Origin of the sequence: Blastococcus sp. TF02A-30 (genome assembly GCF_003319185.1) — a bacterium.
Taxonomy (GTDB): Bacteria; Actinomycetota; Actinomycetes; order Mycobacteriales; family Geodermatophilaceae; genus Blastococcus.
Genome location: NZ_QOHJ01000005.1, coordinates 348,472 through 366,763, shown reverse-complemented (window position 1 = coordinate 366,763; position 18,292 = coordinate 348,472). Strand labels below are relative to the sequence as shown.

The window sequence follows — 18,292 nt, the reverse complement described above, 5'->3', positions numbered from 1 at the left end:
TCCCTCCCCCGAAGGGGGCGTGAGGCGTGGAGCCCGCCGAGATCGGGACGTAGCCTGCACGAACGATGTGGCAGCTCACCAACGGCGTTCGCTTCTACCCCTGGGGCAGCCGGATCGTCATCCCCGAGCTCCTGGGGCAGCCGGTGCCGGCCGACCGGCCGCACGCCGAGCTGTGGGTGGGCGCGCACCCGGGTGAGCCGAGCCGGCTCCCCGACGGGCGGCCGCTGGACGAGGCGATCGCCGCCGACCCCGAGGCCCTGCTCGGCGGCGCGGTGCTCCAGCGCTTCGGTGCTCGGCTGCCCTACCTCATGAAGGTGCTGGCCGCCGACCAGCCGCTGTCGTTGCAGGCGCACCCCACCAGCGAGCAGGCCGAGGCGGGCTTCGCCGCCGAGGAGTCGGCGGGGGTGCCCCGCGACGACCCGACGCGCACCTTCAAGGACCCGTTCCACAAGCCCGAGCTGCTCCTGGCCCTCACCACGTTCGAGGCGCTCTGCGGCTTCCGGCCGGTGGAGGAGTCGCTGCACTGCCTGGCCAAGCTGCAGGTGCCGGAGCTCAAGCCGACGATCGCCGCGTTGGCCCGTGGCGGCCTGCGGGCCGCGGTGCCGCAGCTGCTCGCGTTGCCCGCGGACCGCCGCGCCGAGCTGGTCGGGGCGGTCGCCGCGAAGGCGGCCACGTTCGTCGCCGCGCACGACCCCGAGTTCATCAACACCTACCGGTGGGCGGCCACGCTGGCCGAGGCCTACCCGGGCGACCCCGGCGTCGTCATCTCGCTGATGTGCAACCACCTCAAGCTGGCGCCGGGCGAGGCGGTGTTCCTCCCGGCCGGCAACTTGCACGCCTACCTCTCCGGTGCCGGCGTCGAGGTGATGGCCAGCTCCGACAACGTGCTGCGCGGTGGGCTCACCGGCAAGCACGTGGACCTCGCCGCGCTCATCGAGGTGCTGGACTTCAGCGACGGCAAGGTCCCGGTCCTCCACCCGGTCCTGGGCCCCGGCGGCCTGCGCTACCCCGTGCCGGTGGAGGACTTCGACCTCACCCGGTGCCAGCTCGACGACCAGCAGGGCACCCTGACCACCCGCGGTCCGCAGCTGCTGCTGTGCACCGAGGGGACCGCGGTCCTGGCCTCGTCCGACGGCGAGCTGGTGCTGGGCAAGGGCTGCGCGGCATTCGTCCCGGCCGGCGCCCCGGTCAGCGCCCGCGGTCCCGCCGTCCTCTACCGGGCCACGACGAACCTCTCCTGAGCCGCCGGCCGGCACGCGTGTCGCGGACCGGGGCGGTGCGTGCCCGCACGTAGCGTCGACGGGGCCATGACCCGTCGCGTCCGCGCCCTCGCCGCACCGGTCCTCGCCCTCGGCCTCCTCTGCGGCTGCTTGCCCGAGGCCGCGAGCCCGACGCCGGGGGAGCCGAGCGGCACCGTCGAGGCCCTGCCGGGCACGGCGCTCGACGCACTGGACGACCTCGCGGTGAAGGGGCGGGCCCCGCGCACCGGGTACGAGCGCGAGCTCTTCGGCGACGGCTGGGTGGACACCGACCGCAACGGCTGCGACACCCGCAACGACGTCCTGGCGCGGGACCTGACGGAGGAGTCGTTCCGCGAGGGGACCCGCGACTGCGTCGTCGTCTCCGGCACCCTGGCCGACCCGTACTCGGGGCGCACCATCGAGTTCCGGCGCGGCGAGGGCACCAGCGAGGCGGTGCAGATCGACCACGTGGTGGCGCTGTCCGACGCCTGGCAGAAGGGCGCGCAGCAGTGGGACGACGCCACGCGCACCGCCTTCGCCAACGACCCGCTCAACCTGCTCGCCGTCGACGGCCCGCTCAACATGCAGAAGAGCGACGGGGACGCGGCCACCTGGCTGCCACCGAACCGGGGCTACCGCTGCGCCTACGTGGCCCGGCAGGTGGCGGTCAAGGCCGGCTACGGGCTGTGGGTCACCGAGGCCGAGCGCACCGCCATGGCGACCGTGCTCGGCGGTTGCCCCGACGAACCGCTCCCGGCCACCGGGGAGGCCGTCGCCGAGGTCCCGGCCGTCCCCGCGCCGCAGGTCTCGGTGACCTACCGCGACTGCGCCGACGTGCGCGCCCGGGGAGCGGCGCCGATCCGCGAGGGCGACCCCGGCTGGTCACCGTCCTTCGACGGCGACGGCGACGGCGAGGGCTGCGAGTGAGCGCTCAGGCCGTGGAGACGAGGGCGACGCCGACGACGATGGTGACCAGGCCGAGCACGAGGCGCACGCTCATCGGCTCGTGCAGCAGGAGCCAGGCGAGCAGGGTGCTCATCGCGATCGTCGCCCCGACCGCGATGGGATAGGCCACCGACAGCGGTACCCGCGCGAGCACGACCAGCCAGAGCACGAAGCTGGTGGCGTAGCTCAGGGCGCCCAGAGCGGCGAGCAGCACCGGACCGCGCAGGAGTTCACCCGAGCGGACGAGCGAGGCCGCGGTGCCGATGTGCGCGCGCAGCAGCACCAGGCCGACCACGCCGAGGACGACGTACCCGGCGAACGCGCCGACCACGAGCGGGGAGAGCCGCTGCACCAGCACCGTCAGTCCGCGGACGGCACGGCGACGGCGAACAGGCTGACCCCGCGGCGACGGCCCAGCGGCAGGAACCGCTCGAGGGCCACCACCGCGCGCAGACCGAGGTTGACCGGACCGGCCACGTCGTCGAGGTCGCTGCCGGTGCTCGCCCGTCGGCGCAGTGCGGCCAGCGGCCGGAGCAGCACGTTCCACGAGCGCAGCTGCTGGATCTCGAAGCCGGCCTCGGTGAGCAGCGTGCCCAGGGTGTCGGCCGTGTACCGCCGGAGGTGCCCGACGGCGTCGTCGTGCGCCGACCACAGCGTCGGATCGGCGGGGACGGCGACGACGAGGACGCCGTCGGGCCGCAGCACCCGGCGCAGCTCCCGCGCGGCCTGCGCGTCGTCCTCCAGGTGCTCGAGGACGTCCAGGGCGATCACCACGCCCATGGCGCCGTCGCGCAGGGGGAGCGCGTGGGCGTCGGCACGGGCGACCTGGAGCCCGCGGGACCGGGCCAGCTCGGCACCGGTCGCTGAGTACTCGAAGGCGAGCGGACGCCAGCCCAGCGACTGCAGCACCCTGGTGTTGCCGCCTGCAGCCGCCCCGATGTCCGCGGCCCACCCACCGGTCCGGCGGTCGCGCAGGATGCGGCGCAGGACGCTGCGCCGCTCGGCGTACCACCAGTGGTGGTGCTCGAGGCGGGCGAGCTTGGCGATCTCAGCGGCGTCCAGCGGGGGGCTCCTCGCGGTCGTCCTCGACTCGGGGGCGTCGCCCGGTCTCCTGGTCCACGCGGTACATCGGGCGCTGCTGCACCTCTTCGTAGATCCGCCCCACGTAGGCGCCGAGGACGCCCAGGCACAGGAGCTGCACGGCGGCCAGGAACAGGACCGCCACGGACACCGACGCCCACCCCGGCACGGTGCGCCCCAGGAGGAACGCGACGATGACGCCGACGGCGCCGAGCAGCGCCAGGACCGACGCCGAGGCCCCCACCGTGGTCGCCAGGTGCAGGGGCGACGTCGTGAACGACGACAACCCGTTCCAGGCCAGGCTCACCATCTTGCGCACCGGGTACTTCGTCCGGCCGGCGGCCCGGGGCTCTCGGCGGTGCTCCACGACGGCGCTGGGGAAGCCCAGCCACGGGATGAGCAGGCGGTAGACGCGGTGCCGTTCCGGCAGCATCCGCAGCGCCAGCACCACGCGCCGGGAGAGCAGCCGGTAGTCGCCGACGTGGTCGGGCAGGTCGACCCCCGCGCCCCGGCGCACCAGGTCGTAGTAGGCCGCGGCCGTCCAGCGCTTGAAGCGGGAGTCCGTGCGGCGGTCCGAGCGGCGCGCGTAGACCACGTCGACGCCCTCGGCGACGGCCCGTTCGAGCATCACCGGGATCAGCTCCGGCGGGTCCTGGAGGTCGGCGTCCATGGTGACGACGTAGTCGCCCTCGGCGTGGTCGAGCCCGGCGGTGAGGGCCAGCTGGTGGCCGACGTTGCGGGCGAGGACCACCGGCTCCAGCTGCGGCCAGCCCACGGAGGTCTTGCGCAGCAGCTCTCCGGTCCCGTCGCGGGAGCCGTCGCCGACCATGACCACCTGGTAACTGACGCCCAGGCCGTCGAGGACGGCGCGCAGGCGGCCTTCGAGGAGCGGCAGGACCTCCGCCTCGTCGTAGCAGGGGACGACGACCGAGAGGTGGGGGCGCGGGCCCGGCTCCGCCGTCACGACCGGCCCGACTCGCAGGGGTGGCCGCCACGGCCACCGGCCGACCGCACGACCGCACGACCGCGGCAACGCGGCGACCCGGCGCCATGCCGGGCACCCTAACAGCGATCGGTCGTCCCACGACCGCCTTACCGGACCGCGGTGGTCGCCGCCGGGCGGTAACCTCGGCGTCCCCTCGGCCGCCGCGGCTACCCCGTCACGACCGGACGGTGCGGCCCGACCGACTGCAGAGGACGCATGGCCACTTCGCCCGTCGCGGGAGGGAGAGCGGTGCGGGCGGCCGGCCCGGCCACGGACCACGACCGCCGGCCGCCGCGCTCCTGGCCCGCGGTGCTGCTGTCGGCCGGCGTCGTGGCCGGCCTGTTCACCGTGCAGTTCCTCCGCAACCACCGGTTCGCCTACCTGGACGACCGGCAGGCCGACGGCGTCGCGAAGCTGGTCGACATGGGCCGCATCCTGGCGGCGGGAAAGTGGCCCTGGCTCAGCACGAACGTGGTCAACAGCGGTGGCTACGCCGTGGAGTACCAGAACGGCGTCTTCAACCCGGTGAACCTCGCCTTCGGCGTGCTGATGGGCCACCTCGACGACGCGGCGTTCGCCTCGTTCCTGCAGCTGCTCGCCCACCTGACGGTGCTGGCGGCCGCGGCCGCGTGGCTGGGCCGCCTCGTCGGGCTGAGCACGGCCTGGTCGGTCGCCTTCGCGGCGTCGGTCGGGTTCGGCCCGTACACGGTCTTCTGGGGAGCCGGCTGGTACCAGGCGGTCGTCTCGTTCTCCTGGTTCGTCCTCGCCGTGGCCGCCGTCGTCGCGCTGCACCGTACCGAGCAGCAGCGCTACGGCTGGGTCCTGCTGGTGGCGGCCTTCCTCTGCCACCAGAGCGGCTGGCCGCTGGCCATCCCGGTCCTGGGGCTGTTCGTCGCGGCGGTCGTGGTCGCCCGTCTGGTCACCGGCTGCGCGCGCGGCGCGACCGGTTGGATCGCGGCCTGGTACGGCGGCGGAGTGCTGACCCCGCTGGTCGGCCTGTACCCCCTGCTGGTGTCCTTCCGGTTCGCCTCGCGCAGCTCCTCCATCAGCAACGAGGCCAACGCGAACGTCGCGCCGCTCGAGGGCCTGCTGCACGCCGCCGACCCGTCGTACTACGGCTGGTTCACCAGCTTCGACGGCTACCGGCTGCAGGAGCTCCCGCACTTCTACGTGGCCTGGTTCGTCCTGCCCGTGCTGCTGCTCTGGCGTCCGGCGCCGGTCGGACCGCGCGTCCGTGCCCTGGCCGGGGCGACGGTCGCCCTGTCCGTGGTGACCGCGCTGGGCGCACTGGGCCCGGAGCGAGCCCTGGTCTTCCGGTTCCCGACGCGCTTCCTGCAGTACTGGGGCTTCTTCCTCCTGCTCGCCGTGGCGCTGCTCGTGGCCCACGGCCGCTTCGCCCCGTCCGGGCGCCGGCTGGCAGCGCTCGCCGCGAGCCTCGTGCTGCTGGTGCTGAACTCCCTGCAGGCGGATCCCGACGGCCCGGCCCGCGTCGTCGGCCTGGGCGCCCTCACCGCGGTGCTCTGCCTCGCGCTGGTCGGGCCGCGTCCGGCGCGCCCGCCCGGCAGGCGGTGGCGCCTGGTGGTGCCGGACGCGCCCGGGCGCGCCTCGGGCGCCGTGGTGGCCGTCGGCACCGTCCTGGTCCTCGGGGTGCTGGGCTGGCTGCACCCCATGGCCCGCGGTTTCGACTGGGGTTTCCCGCAGGAACCCGGAGCCCTCGAGACGTTGTCGCGCGAGGACTACACGCTCTGGTACGGGAGCTACGCGCCGCTGGAGGCGCCCGGCGAGCTGCCGTCGCCGGCGCCCCAGGCCGAGCAGTACTACGAGGAGTACCGGCCCTCCTCCACCGGGCTGCTGACCGGCGACCGGCAGATCAACGGGTACAGCCCGCTCGCGCACCGGTTCCTCCGCGAGCACGTCCCGCTCGACGACCACGGGAACTTCGGCGACTCGGGCGCTGAGCTCTTCACGTCCGTCGACGGGGGCACCGGGCTGACGTGGCTGGAACTGCTGCGCGTCGACCAGGTCGTGGCGCAGCACGGCCCGCGGGACGTCCAGCTGGCCGAGGAGCTCGACGGCTCCTGGCGGCGCACGTCGATCGGGGAGCACACCTCGACCTACCGCCGGGCTCCCTACCGGCTGCCCGGCCTGGTCTCCTACGCGGCCCCCGGGGTGGAGATCGAGGACCGGGAGAGCTGCCGCCGGCAGCACTCCCGCGAGTGCGTGCGCGTCTCGGGCGGTGACGGCGGCCGGGTGGTCTTCGCCCGCCTGTGGTTCCCCGGGTACACCGCCACCTTCGCGGGGCGCCCGGTCGACGTCGTGCGGTACGAGGGCACGCTGGTCGCCGTGGACCTGCCCGCCGGTGCGGCCGGCGACCTGGTGCTGTCCTACCGGTCGCCGGCCGTCGTCCCTCTCGGTTCCCTGGCGGTGGCCGTGGTAGCCGGGCTCGCCGGGGCGCAGGTCGTGGCGTCGCGGCGGGCACGCGCGGTCCCACGGGGGCGGGCCGAGCCCGCTGAGGTCTCCACGAGGTGACGGTCCGGCGACACCCTGCTCGCGCTGCGTCTCCGACCACGGGGGCTGGGCACGAGCCACGACGCACCGGTCGGCCGGAACGGCTGCGTCCGGTTACGGTCAGGCGCACCTGCGTGATGACGTGAGCACGCCTGCCGCCTGACAGGGGTTCCGAGAATGGTCCTGCACGCCGAGACCCGGACGAGATTGCGCCTTCCGGAGGCGGGCCGGACCGCCGATCGGATCGTCGCCCAGCGCACCCACTTCGCCGGACCCTCGCTCGAGGCGCCGGACGAGCTGTACGCCGTGGCGATCAGGGGCGTCATGGTCCGGGAGCGGGACCGGGTGGTCCTCGACGGCCACGCGCGGGTGTCGACGAACACCTACTTCGGCCGCTTCCCCGCTTCCTACTGGCAGCGCTGGACGTCGGCCCCGTCGGTCGACGTCACGGCCGTCGTCAGCGGCACGGGCCTGGTGCGGGTGGTGGCTTCCGACGCCGACGGTGACCCCCGCACGGCGGCCGCCGCCCGCGTCGAGGACGCGCACGGCGAGGAGGTGCACCTGACCGTCCCCCTCGACATGTTCGTCGACGGCGGGGCGCTCTGGGTCGAGCTGCAGACGACCACCAGCGGCATGACGGTCGAGCGCGTCCGCTGGTCCGTGACCGCCATCCGCGCCCGGCGCGCCACGGCCGTGGTCATCTGCACCTTCAACCGGGCCGACGACTGCCTGGCCACCTTGCGCGCGCTGCTCTCCGACCCCGAGGTCGTGCAGGAGCTGAGCGCGGTGTACGTCGTCGACCAGGGCACCGACACGGTCGACTCGCGTGCCGGGTTCGCCGAGGTGGCCGGCGCGCTGGGGCCGGCGCTGCGCTACGTCCGCCAGCCCAATCTCGGCGGTGCCGGGGGCTTCACCCGCGGCATCTTCGAGGCGGTCCGGAACGAGACCGTCGACCGGGTCAACCTGCTCCTGATGGACGACGACATCCGCGCGGAGCCCGACACCGTCGTGCGGCTGCGGGCACTGGCCGACCGCGCCGACCAGCCCGTCCTGGTGGGCGGGCAGATGCTCAACCTCTACCACCCCGACCGGTTGCACGTCGGCGCGGAGACCGCCGACCTGGCGATCCTGCGCGCCGGGTTGCCGGTGCCCGACGCGCTCGTGGGCGCCGACGTCACGGAGGAGCAGCAGGAGCTCCGGGTCGATGCCGCGTACAACGCCTGGTGGACCTGCCTGATCCCCTCGGAGGTGGTCGAGGCGGTGGGCTACCCGCTCCCCGTCTTCTTCCAGTGGGATGACATCGAATTCGGCCTGCGGGCGCGGGCGGCCGGCTTCCCGACCGTGACCCTGCCGGGCGCCGGCGTCTGGCACGCCGACTTCTCCTGGAAGAACTGGGACGACTGGTCCCGCTACTTCAGCTTCCGCAACTCGTTGATCACCAGTGCGCTGCACAGCGAGTTCGACCGCCGTCGGATCACCGAGCACCTGGTCAAGCAGCTCGTCGACTACCTGCTCTCGATGCGCTACGGGCTGGCCGCCCTCGTGCTCCGCGCCGTCGAGGACTTCCTCGCCGGCCCGGACGTGCTGCGTGACGGTGGCCGGGAGACCGTCGCCTCGGTGCGCCGGCTCTGGTCGCAGTTCCCCGAGACGGCCAACCACCCGGCGAACGACGTGCCAGGTGTGCCGGCGACGGAGATGACGAGGACCGCGCCCGGCGGGTCCCCCTCGATGATGCGGTCGGTCCTGGCCAAGCGACTCCTCTGGCACGTGCTGCGCAAGTCGCGCGGCACCGCGGCCATCGCCAGCGCGGACGCTCACTGGTGGCACGTGTCCCTGTTCGACACGGCCGTCGTCACGGACCCGTCGCAGTCCGGTGTGCGCGTGCGGCGCCGGGACCGCGCCCAGGCCGCGGAGCTGGCGCGCCGCGCCGCTGGGGTGCTGTGGCGGTTCAACCGGGACGGCGACCGGGCGCGGGACGAGTGGCGCCGCCGACTCCCCGAGCTGACCAGCAGGGAGACGTGGGGCGAGCTGTTCGGCGCCATGTGAGCGGCAGGCCGGCCGGGCCGGGGACTTCCCGCCGGCGGTCTCCAGGAGGGAGCGCGGGATGACCCAGCGGAGCAACGCCGTCGTGGCAGCGGTCCGGCGGTGGACCGCCCGGCACCTGCTGGCCCCGGTGGAGGCCCGTGTTGCGCGGGTGGTGCGGGCGGAGATCGAGCGCGCCGTCCAGGAGGTCCGCGACGCGGAGTTCCGCGCACGGCGCGACCTGCTGGCCGTGGGGGAGCGGGACGCCGCCCTCAGCAGTGCCCGGTGGGCCGCCGAGCGCATGCCGACGGTGCGCGTCTTCCACGATCCGACCAGCACGCTGCGGTACGCGCTGGAGATCGCCCCGCGAGGTGGCATGGCGCTGGAGTTCGGCGTCTTCACCGGGCGTTCCCTCGCCGAGATCGCCCGCGCCCGTCCGGGTGGCCGGGTCTACGGCTTCGACTCGTTCCGAGGACTGCCGGAGGACTACCGCCCGCACGTCCGGGAGGGCGCCTTCGCGGTCGATCGCCTGCCCCGGGTGGAGGGCGCCGAGCTCGTCGTCGGCTTGTTCGCCGACACGCTCCCCGGCTTCCTGGCCGAGCACGTCGGACCGGTCGACCTCGTCCACGTGGACGGCGACCTCTACTCGTCAGCGGTCACGGTCCTCGACCTCCTCGGGCCGCGACTCGGCGCCGGTTCGGTGCTGGTCTTCGACGAGTTCTTCAACTACCCCGGCTGGCAGCAGCACGAGTTCCGCGCGTGGCGTGAATGGCAGGAGCGCACCGGCGCGGAGGTCGCCTACGAGGCCTACACGGGCAACGACGAGCAGGTGGTGGTGCGGATCATCTCCCCGGGACCGGACGCACCCACCGGCTGAGCGGCGCCCGTCACTTGCGCCCGGGTCCTATTCTGGTCCACGGCACGAGCCCCGCCGAAGCCTCGGCATGCTCGCTCTCCCCGTCGTCGGGGATCGCAGCGAACCCGCATCCGACCGCATCGTCCGGCCCCGTGCCGGGCGGAACCTGGAGCCCTCATGACCGCCAGCACCGGCACCCGCCCCCTGACCACCCCCACCGGCGAGCCCGACTTCAAGGTCGCCGACCTCTCCCTGGCCGCCTTCGGCCGCAAGGAGATCCAGCTCGCCGAGCACGAGATGCCCGGCCTCATGGCCCTGCGCGCCGAGTACGGCGACCAGCAGCCGCTGGCCGGCGCCCGCATCGCCGGCTCGCTGCACATGACCGTGCAGACCGCCGTCCTCATCGAGACGCTGAAGGCCCTCGGCGCCGACGTCCGCTGGGTCAGCTGCAACATCTTCTCCACCCAGGACCACGCCGCCGCCGCGATCGTCGTCGGCGACGGCACCCCCGAGCAGCCCGCCGGCGTGCCGGTGTTCGCCTGGAAGGGCGAGAGCCTGCCCGAGTACTGGTGGTGCACCCAGCGGCTGTTCGAGTTCCGCGACGAGGCCGGCGAGGTCGTCGGGCCGAACATGCTGCTCGACGACGGCGGCGACGCCACCCTGCTGATCCACCTGGGCACCCGCTTCGAGGCCGACGGCGTCGTCCCGGACACCACCGAGGCCGACTCCGAGGAGTACGGCGTCATCCTGGAGACCCTCCGCGGCACCCTCGCCGAGGACGGCGGCTACTGGACCCGCATCGGCCAGGGCATCGCCGGCGTGACCGAGGAGACCACCACCGGCGTCATGCGCCTGTACGAGCTCGCCCGCGACGGCCGGCTGCTCTTCCCGGCGATCAACGTCAACGACTCGGTCACCAAGAGCAAGTTCGACAACCTCTACGGCTGCCGGCACTCGCTGATCGACGGGCTCAACCGCGCCACCGACGTGATGATCGGCGGCAAGGTGGCCGTGGTGTGCGGCTACGGCGACGTCGGCAAGGGCTGCGCGGAGTCGCTGCGCGGCCAGGGCGCCCGGGTCATCGTCACCGAGATCGACCCGATCAACGCGCTGCAGGCGGCGATGCACGGCTACGAGGTGACCACGCTGGACGAGGTCATCGGCAAGGCCGACATCATCATCACCGCGACCGGCAACAAGGACATCATCACCGCCGAGCAGCTGGCCTCGACCAAGCACCAGGCGATCATCGGGAACATCGGCCACTTCGACAACGAGATCGACATGGCCGGCCTGGCCCGCACGCCCGGCGTCGTCCGGACGACGATCAAGCCGCAGGTCGACGAGTGGCGGTTCGCCGACGGCCACACGATCATCGTGCTCTCCGAGGGCCGGCTGCTGAACCTGGGCAACGCCACCGGGCACCCCAGCTTCGTCATGAGCGCCTCGTTCTCCAACCAGGTGCTGGCGCAGATCGAGCTGTGGACCAACCGCGCGGCCTACGAGGGCAAGGAGCCCACGGTCACCGTGCTCCCGAAGAAGCTGGACGAGCACGTCGCCCGCCTGCACCTGGACGCCCTCGGCGTGAAGCTCACCGAGCTCACCAAGGTCCAGGCCGACTACATCGGCGTGCCGGTGGAGGGCCCCTACAAGAGCGACCACTACCGCTACTGAGGAAGGACCCCCTCGCCCCCCACGCCTCGCTCCGCTCGGCGTCGGCCCCTGCGAGGGGGCCGTTCCAGCCCGTCACGTCGGCCGTTCCGGCCCCACCCGCCCCACCCGGGCGGGTGGGGTGCGGGCGTTCTGGGCCGCGACCAGCGCAGAATGGGCGCCGTGCCACCCACCGCTCCCCAGAACGGGCCCGCCCGCGGCCGTGTCCTGGTCGTCGACGACGACGCCGCCCTCGCCGAGATGCTCGGCATCGTGCTGCGCCGCGAGGGGTACGAACCCGCCTTCGTCTCCGACGGCAACCGCGCGGTCGCGGTCTTCCAGCAGACCCGACCCGACCTGGTGCTCCTAGACCTGATGCTGCCCGGCCGCAACGGCCTGCAGATCTGCCAGGACATCCGCCAGCAGTCCACGGTGCCGATCGTCATGCTGACCGCCAAGGGCGACACGATCGACGTCGTGCAGGGGCTGGAGGCCGGCGCCGACGACTACGTCACCAAGCCGTTCAAGCCGGTCGAGCTGGTGGCCCGCGTGCGCGCCCAGCTGCGCCGCGGCGAGACCGGCCAGGCCGAGAACCTGAGCATCGGCAACGTGCAGATCGACGTCCCGGCGCACCAGGTCACCCGGGACGGCGTCCCGGTGGCGCTGACGCCGCTGGAGTTCGACCTGCTGGTGGCCCTGGCTCGGAAGCCGCGGCAGGTGTTCACCCGCGAGCTGCTGCTCGAGCAGGTCTGGGGCTACCGGCACGCGGCCGACACCCGGCTGGTCAACGTCCACGTGCAGCGGCTGCGCGCCAAGATCGAGAAGGACCCGGAGAAGCCCGAGGTGGTGCTCACCGTGCGTGGCGTCGGGTACAAGGCCGGCCCGCCGTGATCGGCGGCGGCGCCGGTTCCGGCGCCGGATCACCGACAATGGAGTCGTGACCGCCACCCGCACCCCACCGGCGGGCACGGGCACCGGCCCGTCCCCGGGCGGCGGCCGACGGCGCCCGCTGCGCCTCGAGCTGGTCCGTGCGCGCCGCGGGCTGCGCCGGCGCGCCCGGCTGGCCCGGCGGCGGCTGCGCCGCGGCAGCCGGGGCGTGGTCGCCCGCGCGCTGCAGGCCTGGCGCTCCTCGCTGCAGGTGCGGATCGGCGCGATCACGATGGTCGTGGCCGGCACGGTGGTGGTCATCGTGAGCCTGGTGCTCTTCAGCCAGATCCGTGACCAGCTGCTGTCGGTGAAGCGGCAGGCCGCGATCGACCAGGCCCAGGCCGGTGTCTCCTACGCGCAGAGCCAGGTGGCCGGCATCGCGACCGGCGACGCCTCCAGCGTCCGCAGCACGCTGACCCGCACGGTCACCCAGCTGCTCCAGCGCGGCGGCGCGGCCGGCGACTTCGACGTGGTCATGGTCTACCGGACCGGCGAGGGCGGGCAGGAGATCCCCGCCGTCAGCCGCAGCCGGACCTTCATCGTCGACGCGCTCCCGGACGACCTGCGGGCCGACGTCGACGCCGGCAGCCAGTCGTACAAGTACGAGCAGGTGCCCGTCGGGACCCGCGACGACCGCCAGTCCTCGCTGCTGGTCGGCGCGCCGGTGCCCACCGAGACGCCGGGCACCGAGCAGATCGAGCTCTACTACGTCTTCCCGCTGACCCAGGAGGCGGAGAGCCTCTCGCTGATCCGCAGCACGGTGGTCATCAGCGGCATCGCCCTGACGCTGTTCGTGGTGGGCATCGGCGTGCTGGTCACCCGGCTCGTCGTCGACCCGGTCCGCCGCGCGGCCGGCACCGCGCAGCGGCTGGCCGAGGGGCAGCTGGAGGAGCGCATGACCGTCAAGGGCGAGGACGACCTCGCCCGCCTGGCCACCAGCTTCAACGCCATGGCCGACAGCCTGCAGCGCCAGATCACCCAGCTCGAGGGGCTCTCCCAGCTCCAGCAGCGGTTCACCTCCGACGTCTCCCACGAGCTGCGCACCCCGCTGACCACGGTGCAGATGGCCGCCGACGTGCTGCACGAGGCGCGCGGTGACTTCCCGCCGCACGTGGCCCGGTCCGCCGAGCTGCTGCGCGCCGAGCTGGACCGCTTCGAGGCGCTGCTCACCGACCTGCTGGAGATCAGCCGCTACGACGCCGGGGCCGCCGTGCTGGAGTCCGAGGCCACCGACCTGCGGTCCCTGGTCGACCGGGTGGTCGACGGGATGAGCGCGCTGGCCCGCCGGCACGAGTGCGAGCTGGTGGTCAACCGCCCCGACGAGCAGGTCATCGCCGAGGTCGACGCCCGCAGGGTCGAGCGGGTGCTGCGCAACCTCGTCGGCAACGCCATCGAGCACGGCGCCGGCCGCCCGGTCGAGATCACCCTCGCGGCCAACCGCACCGCCGCCGCGGTGACCGTCCGCGACCACGGCGTCGGGCTGAGCTCGGCCGACGCGCAGCACGTCTTCGACCGGTTCTGGCGCGCCGACCCGTCCCGCGTGCGGACCGTGGGCGGCAGCGGCCTGGGGCTGTCGATCAGCCTGGAGGACGCGCGGCTGCACGGCGGCTGGCTGCAGGTGTGGGGCCAGCCCGGCGCCGGCGCGCAGTTCCGCCTCACCGTGCCGCTGACCGCCGGGGGAGAGCTGACCAGCTCGCCGCTGCCCCTGCGGCCGGTGCACCTGCGGCGCAGCTGGAGCACCCGGTGACCCGCCGTCTCCTCGCGCTCGCGGCCGCCCTGCTCGCGCTGGCCGGCTGCTCCACCGTGCCCGGCAGCTCGCCGACGGTGCAGATCACCCAGGCCCCGGTGCGCCCGGCCGAGGACGTCGGCATCGAACCGCTGGGGCCCGAGCCCGGCGCGACGCCGGAGGAGATCGTCCGCAACTTCATCGACGCCGCCGCGAGCACCGTCCGCGGGCACCCCGTGGCCGCCGAGTACCTGGCTCCCGAGGCGGCCCGCGAGTGGAGCGACGCCGAGGGCATCACGATCATCAGCCCCGACTACGCCACGGTCGCCACGGAGGCCGGCGCGGTGCAGGTCACCGCCAACCTCGTGGGGACCGTCGACGGGCGCGGCATCTTCTCCATCGCCGCACCCGGGGTGTTCACCCGCGAGTTCACGCTCGAGGAGGTGGACGGCGAGTGGCGGATCACCAACCCGGCCGACGGCCTGGTGATGCTCGAGCCGGACTTCGAGCGGATCTACGACCAGCTGGACCTCTACTTCCTCGACCCCACGCAGCAGCAGCTGGTGCCCGACCCCCGCTACCTGATCACCGGCGAGGCGCAGCCGACGACGCTGGTCGAGAAGCTGCTCGAGGGGCCGTCCTCCGCCCTGGCGGCCGGCGTGAACAACCCCGTCGGCGGGGTGCAGCTGGAGCGCACCATCACCGTCGACGGGCAGAACGCCACGGTCGAGCTGGGCAACCTCCCCGCCGAGCCCGGCCCGCAGCTGTCGGAGATCTGCGCGCAGCTGGTGTGGACGCTCACCCAGGTCGACGCCCAGCGGATCCGCACGGTGACGGTGACCGTCGACGGCGAGCCGGTGGAGGGCGTCCCGCAGCGGATGTCCACCGACGACTGGTCGGGCTACGCCCCGGATGCGGCGCCGCTGGAGAGCATCGGCCACTACCTGGACGCCGGCGCGCTGCGCACGGTCACCAGCGGGGAGCCGGCGCCCGGCCCGGCCGGGCAGGGCGCCTACGGCCTGGTCTCGGCCGCGATCTCCGCCGACACCCGCACCGGGCAGCTGTCGTTCCTGGCCGGCGTGCGCCCCGAGGGGGGCGGCGCCGCGCTGCTGGCCGGCCCCTACGGGGGTGAGCTCGTGCCGGTGGTCACCGGCGGCACGCTGAGCGCTCCGACGGTGGCGGCGACCCGTCCGGAGGTCTGGGTGCTGAGAGACGGCGTCGACGTGGTCCGCGTGCCCTCCAACGGCCCGCCCCAGGCGGTGAACGTGCCCACGCTGGCCGGGCTGGGGCGCGCCCAGGTCCTGCAGCTCTCGCCGGACGGCGTCCGGGCGGCGCTGGTCATCGACGGGCCGCAGGGCCCCCGGCTCTACGTCGGCACCGTCGTCCGGTCCGAGGACGGCGGGGTGGCGGTGCGCGACCTGCGCGAGGTGGCGCCGACCCTCTCGCAGGTGGTCGACGTGGCCTGGCGGGACAGCAGCACGCTGTGGCTGCTGGCCGGGGACGCCGGCGAGGACCGGATCGTGCCGTACTCCGTCGGTGTCGACGGGTGGGGGCTGACCGACGTGCGCACCTCGGGGCTGCCCGGCCAGCCCACGGCGCTGGGCGCGGCACCGACCCGGCCGCCGCTGGTGAGCGCCGGGGGCACGCTCTGGCAGTGGTCGGGGGGCACGTGGGTGACCCTCGTCCGCGGCCAGGAGCCGGTACGCGGCTCCGAGCCGTTCTACCCGCTCTGAGCCGTCCACAGGGGAGGACCCCGTCCTCCTCAGGGTCCGGGAGCGCGGCCCGAGCCCGGTGATCCGGCCATAGGCTGCCGCGGTGGACCGCGGGTGGCTCAGCGCGCTGGCCGACCTGGTCCTGCCTCGTACCTGCGCGGGGTGCGGTCGGCCCGCGTCCCCGCTGTGCGGTTCCTGCGCGGCGCTGCTGGCCCGCCCGCGCCCGGCCGCGCCCCGGCGGTTCCCGGACGGCTTCCCGCCCACGGCCGCCGCCGGGGCCTACCGGGGGACGGTGCGGCCGGCGGTCGTCGAGTTCAAGGAGCGGGGCAGGGCGGAGCTGGCCGTCCCGCTCGGCGCGGCGCTGGCCCTCGCGGTGGCCGCCGTCGTCGCCGCGGTGCCGGGGCCCTGGCGCGGCCCGGTGCTGCTGGTCCCCGTGCCGAGCTCGGCGGCCGCGCTGCGCGCCCGCGGGCGCGACCACGTGCGGGAGCTGGCCGGCCGGGCCGTGCGAGAGCTGTGCGCGGCCGGTCTCCCCGCGGCGCAGGCGCCGCTGCTGCGCCGCCGCGGTCGCGTCCGCGACTCCGCCGGCCTGCCGGCCGCGCAGCGGCGGGCCAACCTCGCCGGCAGCTTCGTGCTCGCCCGTCGGCCGGCCGCCCCGGAGGGCCTGCTGGTGCTCGTCGACGACGTCGTCACCAGCGGCGCGACGCTCGCGGAGGCGGCATCGGTGCTGGCCGCGGCGGTGCCGGACGGCGGCCCGCCGGTGCTCGGGGCGGTGGTCGCGGCCACCCCGCGGACACCGCCCCGGGTGCCGCTGCCGGGCGTCGTCGCGGTGAACGGTTCCGGTCGCGAGGGGGTCCGCTGATCGACTGTCGGGACCCGTGCGGAGGGACTAGCGTCGAAGCGACCAACGCCCCGTCCCACCGGGAGGTCTCATGGAGATCGTCGTCCGCGGTCGAAACGTCGAAGTGCCCGAACACTTCCGGCAGCACGTCTGGGAGAAGGTCCGAACGTCGGACCGGTTCGACGGCAAGCTCAAGATCCTCCGCATCGACGTCGAGCTGTTCCACGAACCCAACCCCCGCCAGGCGGCCAACTGCCAGCGCGTGGAGATCACGCTGCGCGGCAAGGGGCCGGTCGTCCGCGCCGAGGCCTGCGCCCCCGACTTCTACGCCGCGCTCGACCTGGCCGCGGGCAAGCTCGAGAACCGGATGCGCCGCGCGGCCGACCGCCGCCGGGTGCACCACGGCCGCCGCACGCCGGAGAGCGTCCGGCTCACCGGCAACGCCGTCGCCGAGCCCACCGGCTCCGCGGCCGATGCCCTCGAGCGCGAGCGACAGCTCGCCGAGGGCCCCCACGTCACCGATCTGGACGAGCACCTGCCGGGCCAGATCGTCCGGGAGAAGCACCACCCCGCGACTCCCATGACCGTCGACCAGGCGCTCCACGAGATGGAGCTGGTCGGCCACGACTTCTACCTGTTCCAGTGCGCCGACACCGGCAAGCCGACGGTCGTCTACCGCCGGCACGCCTACGACTACGGCCTCATCCGGCTGACCGACGACCTCCCGCTCGACGGGGACGCCGCGCACGCCCCGGCGGCGACCACCGCGGCGCCGGCCGGCGCACCCGCCTGACGGGGGAGGGGGCGCGCCGGCCGGCGCGCCCCCTCCGCTCAGTCGGCCGGGAGCCGGGAGAACAGCGCGGCGTCGCCCCGGGTGCCGTCCCGGTAGCCCAGGGAGCTGCGGACGACGCCCTCCTGCCTGAACCCAGCCCGCCGCGCCACCGCCTGCGACGCCTCGTTCCGGACGTCGGCGTAGAGGTGCACCCGCGGTGCACCCAGGCCGAGGGCCCACCCGCCCAGCGCGTGCGCCGCCTCCGCGGCGTACCCCTTCCGGCGAGCCCACGGCGCGATCCAGTAGCCGATCTCCGGGCCCAGCCGTCCCGGGACGAAGTGCACCCCACCGGCGCCGACGAACTCGCCGTCGGCCTCGATCGCCACCGGCATGCCGCGGTGCTCCAGCCGCTCGCCGGGCGCGATGTCCTCGACCCAGGCCCGCGCGGACTCCGCCGTGTACGGCACGTCAATCGCGGTGATCCAGCGCTGGATCTCGTCGTCCTGGCAGGCCCGGTGGACGTCGTCAGCGTCTTCGGGTCGGTACGGGCGCAGGACGAGGCGTTCGGTGCGCACCACCTCGGACGGCAGGTCGATCAGGCTGAGGTCCACCTGGGCAGTGTCACGCGTTGCCGAGCACCCGGTCGACCGCGATCTCGATGACCACGCGAGCGGGGTTCTCCCGGGGTTGCCGGTAGCGCTGCGCGTAGCGGTCGACGGCGTCGGCCACCGCGGCGGCGTCGTCCCGCACCACCGCCGTCCCCTCGAGGGTCAGCCACCGCCGCCCGTCGACCTGGCAGACCGCGACGCGGGCCTGCCCGTCGCGCACGTGCCGGGCCTTGGCGGAGCTGCCCGAGGTGATCACCCGGGCGGTCGCCGTCGCCGGGTCGTAGGTGACCCCGACCGGGACGACGTGCGGGCTGCCGTCGGGACGCAGCGTGGTGAGCGTGGCCAGGTGCCGTTCGGTGAGGAAGGCGAGGGTTCCGGGGTCGAGCCGGTGGGGTTCACGGGACACCGGGGGAGGCTAACGG

16 protein-coding genes are annotated in these 18,292 nt (G+C 74.4%); 11 read left to right on the top strand and 5 right to left on the bottom strand.

Going from position 1 to position 18,292, the window contains the following annotated elements; translation table 11 throughout:
• Positions 1-65 precede the first annotated feature (65 nt).
• Both manA and DQ241_RS13630 read left to right on the top strand, forming a co-directional pair.
• Entirely contained in the window at positions 66-1,241 is a 1,176-nt protein-coding gene (gene manA / locus DQ241_RS13635; protein ID WP_113830721.1) for a mannose-6-phosphate isomerase, class I, read from the top strand.
• 66 nt (positions 1,242-1,307) lie between these two features.
• A complete protein-coding gene (locus tag DQ241_RS13630; protein ID WP_113830720.1) occupies positions 1,308-2,168 on the top strand; it encodes a DUF1524 domain-containing protein in 861 nt (286 codons plus the stop codon).
• Between the two features lie 4 nt (positions 2,169-2,172).
• Here the strand turns inward: DQ241_RS13630 and DQ241_RS13625 are convergent, their stop codons facing one another.
• The 3 genes from DQ241_RS13625 to DQ241_RS20610 form a co-directional block, all read right to left on the bottom strand.
• Complete coding sequence (locus DQ241_RS13625) at positions 2,173-2,544, bottom strand: multidrug efflux SMR transporter (protein WP_158545934.1); 372 nt, start codon at positions 2,542-2,544, stop codon at positions 2,173-2,175.
• 2 nt (positions 2,545-2,546) lie between these two features.
• Positions 2,547-3,161 carry a bifunctional 2-polyprenyl-6-hydroxyphenol methylase/3-demethylubiquinol 3-O-methyltransferase UbiG gene (locus DQ241_RS13620; protein WP_255410992.1) on the bottom strand — a complete coding sequence of 205 codons (615 nt, stop codon included), beginning with the start codon at positions 3,159-3,161 and terminating at the stop codon, positions 2,547-2,549.
• Positions 3,162-3,234: 73 nt separating this feature from the next.
• The gene (locus tag DQ241_RS20610; protein ID WP_158545933.1) at positions 3,235-4,230 is read right to left on the bottom strand and encodes a glycosyltransferase family 2 protein; all 996 of its coding nucleotides are present in this window, start codon (positions 4,228-4,230) and stop codon (positions 3,235-3,237) included.
• Positions 4,231-4,467: 237 nt separating this feature from the next.
• Between DQ241_RS20610 and DQ241_RS13610 the strand changes: the two genes are divergently transcribed.
• The 9 genes from DQ241_RS13610 to hpf all read left to right on the top strand — a co-directional run bounded on the left by DQ241_RS13610 (position 4,468) and on the right by hpf (position 17,283).
• The gene (locus DQ241_RS13610; protein WP_158545932.1) at positions 4,468-6,780 is read left to right on the top strand and encodes a hypothetical protein; all 2,313 of its coding nucleotides are present in this window, start codon (positions 4,468-4,470) and stop codon (positions 6,778-6,780) included.
• Positions 6,781-6,936: 156 nt separating this feature from the next.
• Entirely contained in the window at positions 6,937-8,805 is a 1,869-nt protein-coding gene (locus tag DQ241_RS13605) for a glycosyltransferase (RefSeq protein ID WP_113830715.1), read from the top strand.
• Positions 8,806-8,863: 58 nt separating this feature from the next.
• Positions 8,864-9,658 (top strand): class I SAM-dependent methyltransferase, encoded by a 795-nt coding sequence (locus DQ241_RS13600; protein ID WP_113830714.1) that lies wholly within the window; start codon positions 8,864-8,866, stop codon positions 9,656-9,658.
• A gap of 156 nt (positions 9,659-9,814) precedes the next feature.
• Entirely contained in the window at positions 9,815-11,311 is a 1,497-nt protein-coding gene (ahcY, locus tag DQ241_RS13595) for an adenosylhomocysteinase (protein ID WP_113830713.1), read from the top strand.
• A 150-nt stretch (positions 11,312-11,461) separates the two neighbouring features.
• A complete protein-coding gene (mtrA, locus tag DQ241_RS13590; protein ID WP_113830712.1) occupies positions 11,462-12,178 on the top strand; it encodes an MtrAB system response regulator MtrA in 717 nt (238 codons plus the stop codon).
• A 46-nt stretch (positions 12,179-12,224) separates the two neighbouring features.
• Complete coding sequence (gene mtrB, locus DQ241_RS13585; RefSeq protein WP_113830711.1) at positions 12,225-13,961, top strand: MtrAB system histidine kinase MtrB; 1,737 nt, start codon at positions 12,225-12,227, stop codon at positions 13,959-13,961.
• Positions 13,958-15,673 carry an LpqB family beta-propeller domain-containing protein gene (locus tag DQ241_RS13580; protein WP_113830710.1) on the top strand — a complete coding sequence of 572 codons (1,716 nt, stop codon included), beginning with the start codon at positions 13,958-13,960 and terminating at the stop codon, positions 15,671-15,673. The genes mtrB and DQ241_RS13580 overlap by 4 nt, the downstream gene beginning before the upstream one ends.
• An 82-nt stretch (positions 15,674-15,755) precedes the next feature.
• Entirely contained in the window at positions 15,756-16,511 is a 756-nt protein-coding gene (locus DQ241_RS13575; RefSeq protein WP_113830709.1) for a ComF family protein, read from the top strand.
• A gap of 103 nt (positions 16,512-16,614) precedes the next feature.
• Positions 16,615-17,283 (top strand): ribosome hibernation-promoting factor, HPF/YfiA family, encoded by a 669-nt coding sequence (hpf, locus tag DQ241_RS13570; RefSeq protein ID WP_233492426.1) that lies wholly within the window; start codon positions 16,615-16,617, stop codon positions 17,281-17,283.
• 38 nt (positions 17,284-17,321) lie between these two features.
• On the opposite strand, the gene DQ241_RS13565 is transcribed toward hpf, so the two are convergent.
• Together DQ241_RS13565 and DQ241_RS13560 are read right to left on the bottom strand one after the other, a co-directional pair.
• A complete protein-coding gene (locus DQ241_RS13565) occupies positions 17,322-17,873 on the bottom strand; it encodes a GNAT family N-acetyltransferase (protein WP_113830707.1) in 552 nt (183 codons plus the stop codon).
• Between the two features lie 10 nt (positions 17,874-17,883).
• Complete coding sequence (locus DQ241_RS13560) at positions 17,884-18,276, bottom strand: TIGR03618 family F420-dependent PPOX class oxidoreductase (protein ID WP_113830706.1); 393 nt, start codon at positions 18,274-18,276, stop codon at positions 17,884-17,886.
• Between the last annotated feature and the right edge of the window lie 16 nt (positions 18,277-18,292).

What these genes read in the sequence shown, in the direction of transcription:
- manA (WP_113830721.1), top strand. Translation starts at nt 66, where the DNA reads ATGTGGCAGCTCACCAACGGCGTTCGCTTCTACCCCTGGGGCAGCCGG.
- DQ241_RS13605 (WP_113830715.1), top strand. Translation starts at nt 6,937, where the DNA reads ATGGTCCTGCACGCCGAGACCCGGACGAGATTGCGCCTTCCGGAGGCG.
- ahcY (WP_113830713.1), top strand. Translation starts at nt 9,815, where the DNA reads ATGACCGCCAGCACCGGCACCCGCCCCCTGACCACCCCCACCGGCGAG.
- DQ241_RS13610 (WP_158545932.1), top strand. Translation starts at nt 4,468, where the DNA reads ATGGCCACTTCGCCCGTCGCGGGAGGGAGAGCGGTGCGGGCGGCCGGC.
- DQ241_RS13600 (WP_113830714.1), top strand. Translation starts at nt 8,864, where the DNA reads ATGACCCAGCGGAGCAACGCCGTCGTGGCAGCGGTCCGGCGGTGGACC.
- DQ241_RS13630 (WP_113830720.1), top strand. Translation starts at nt 1,308, where the DNA reads ATGACCCGTCGCGTCCGCGCCCTCGCCGCACCGGTCCTCGCCCTCGGC.
- mtrA (WP_113830712.1), top strand. Translation starts at nt 11,462, where the DNA reads ATGGGCGCCGTGCCACCCACCGCTCCCCAGAACGGGCCCGCCCGCGGC.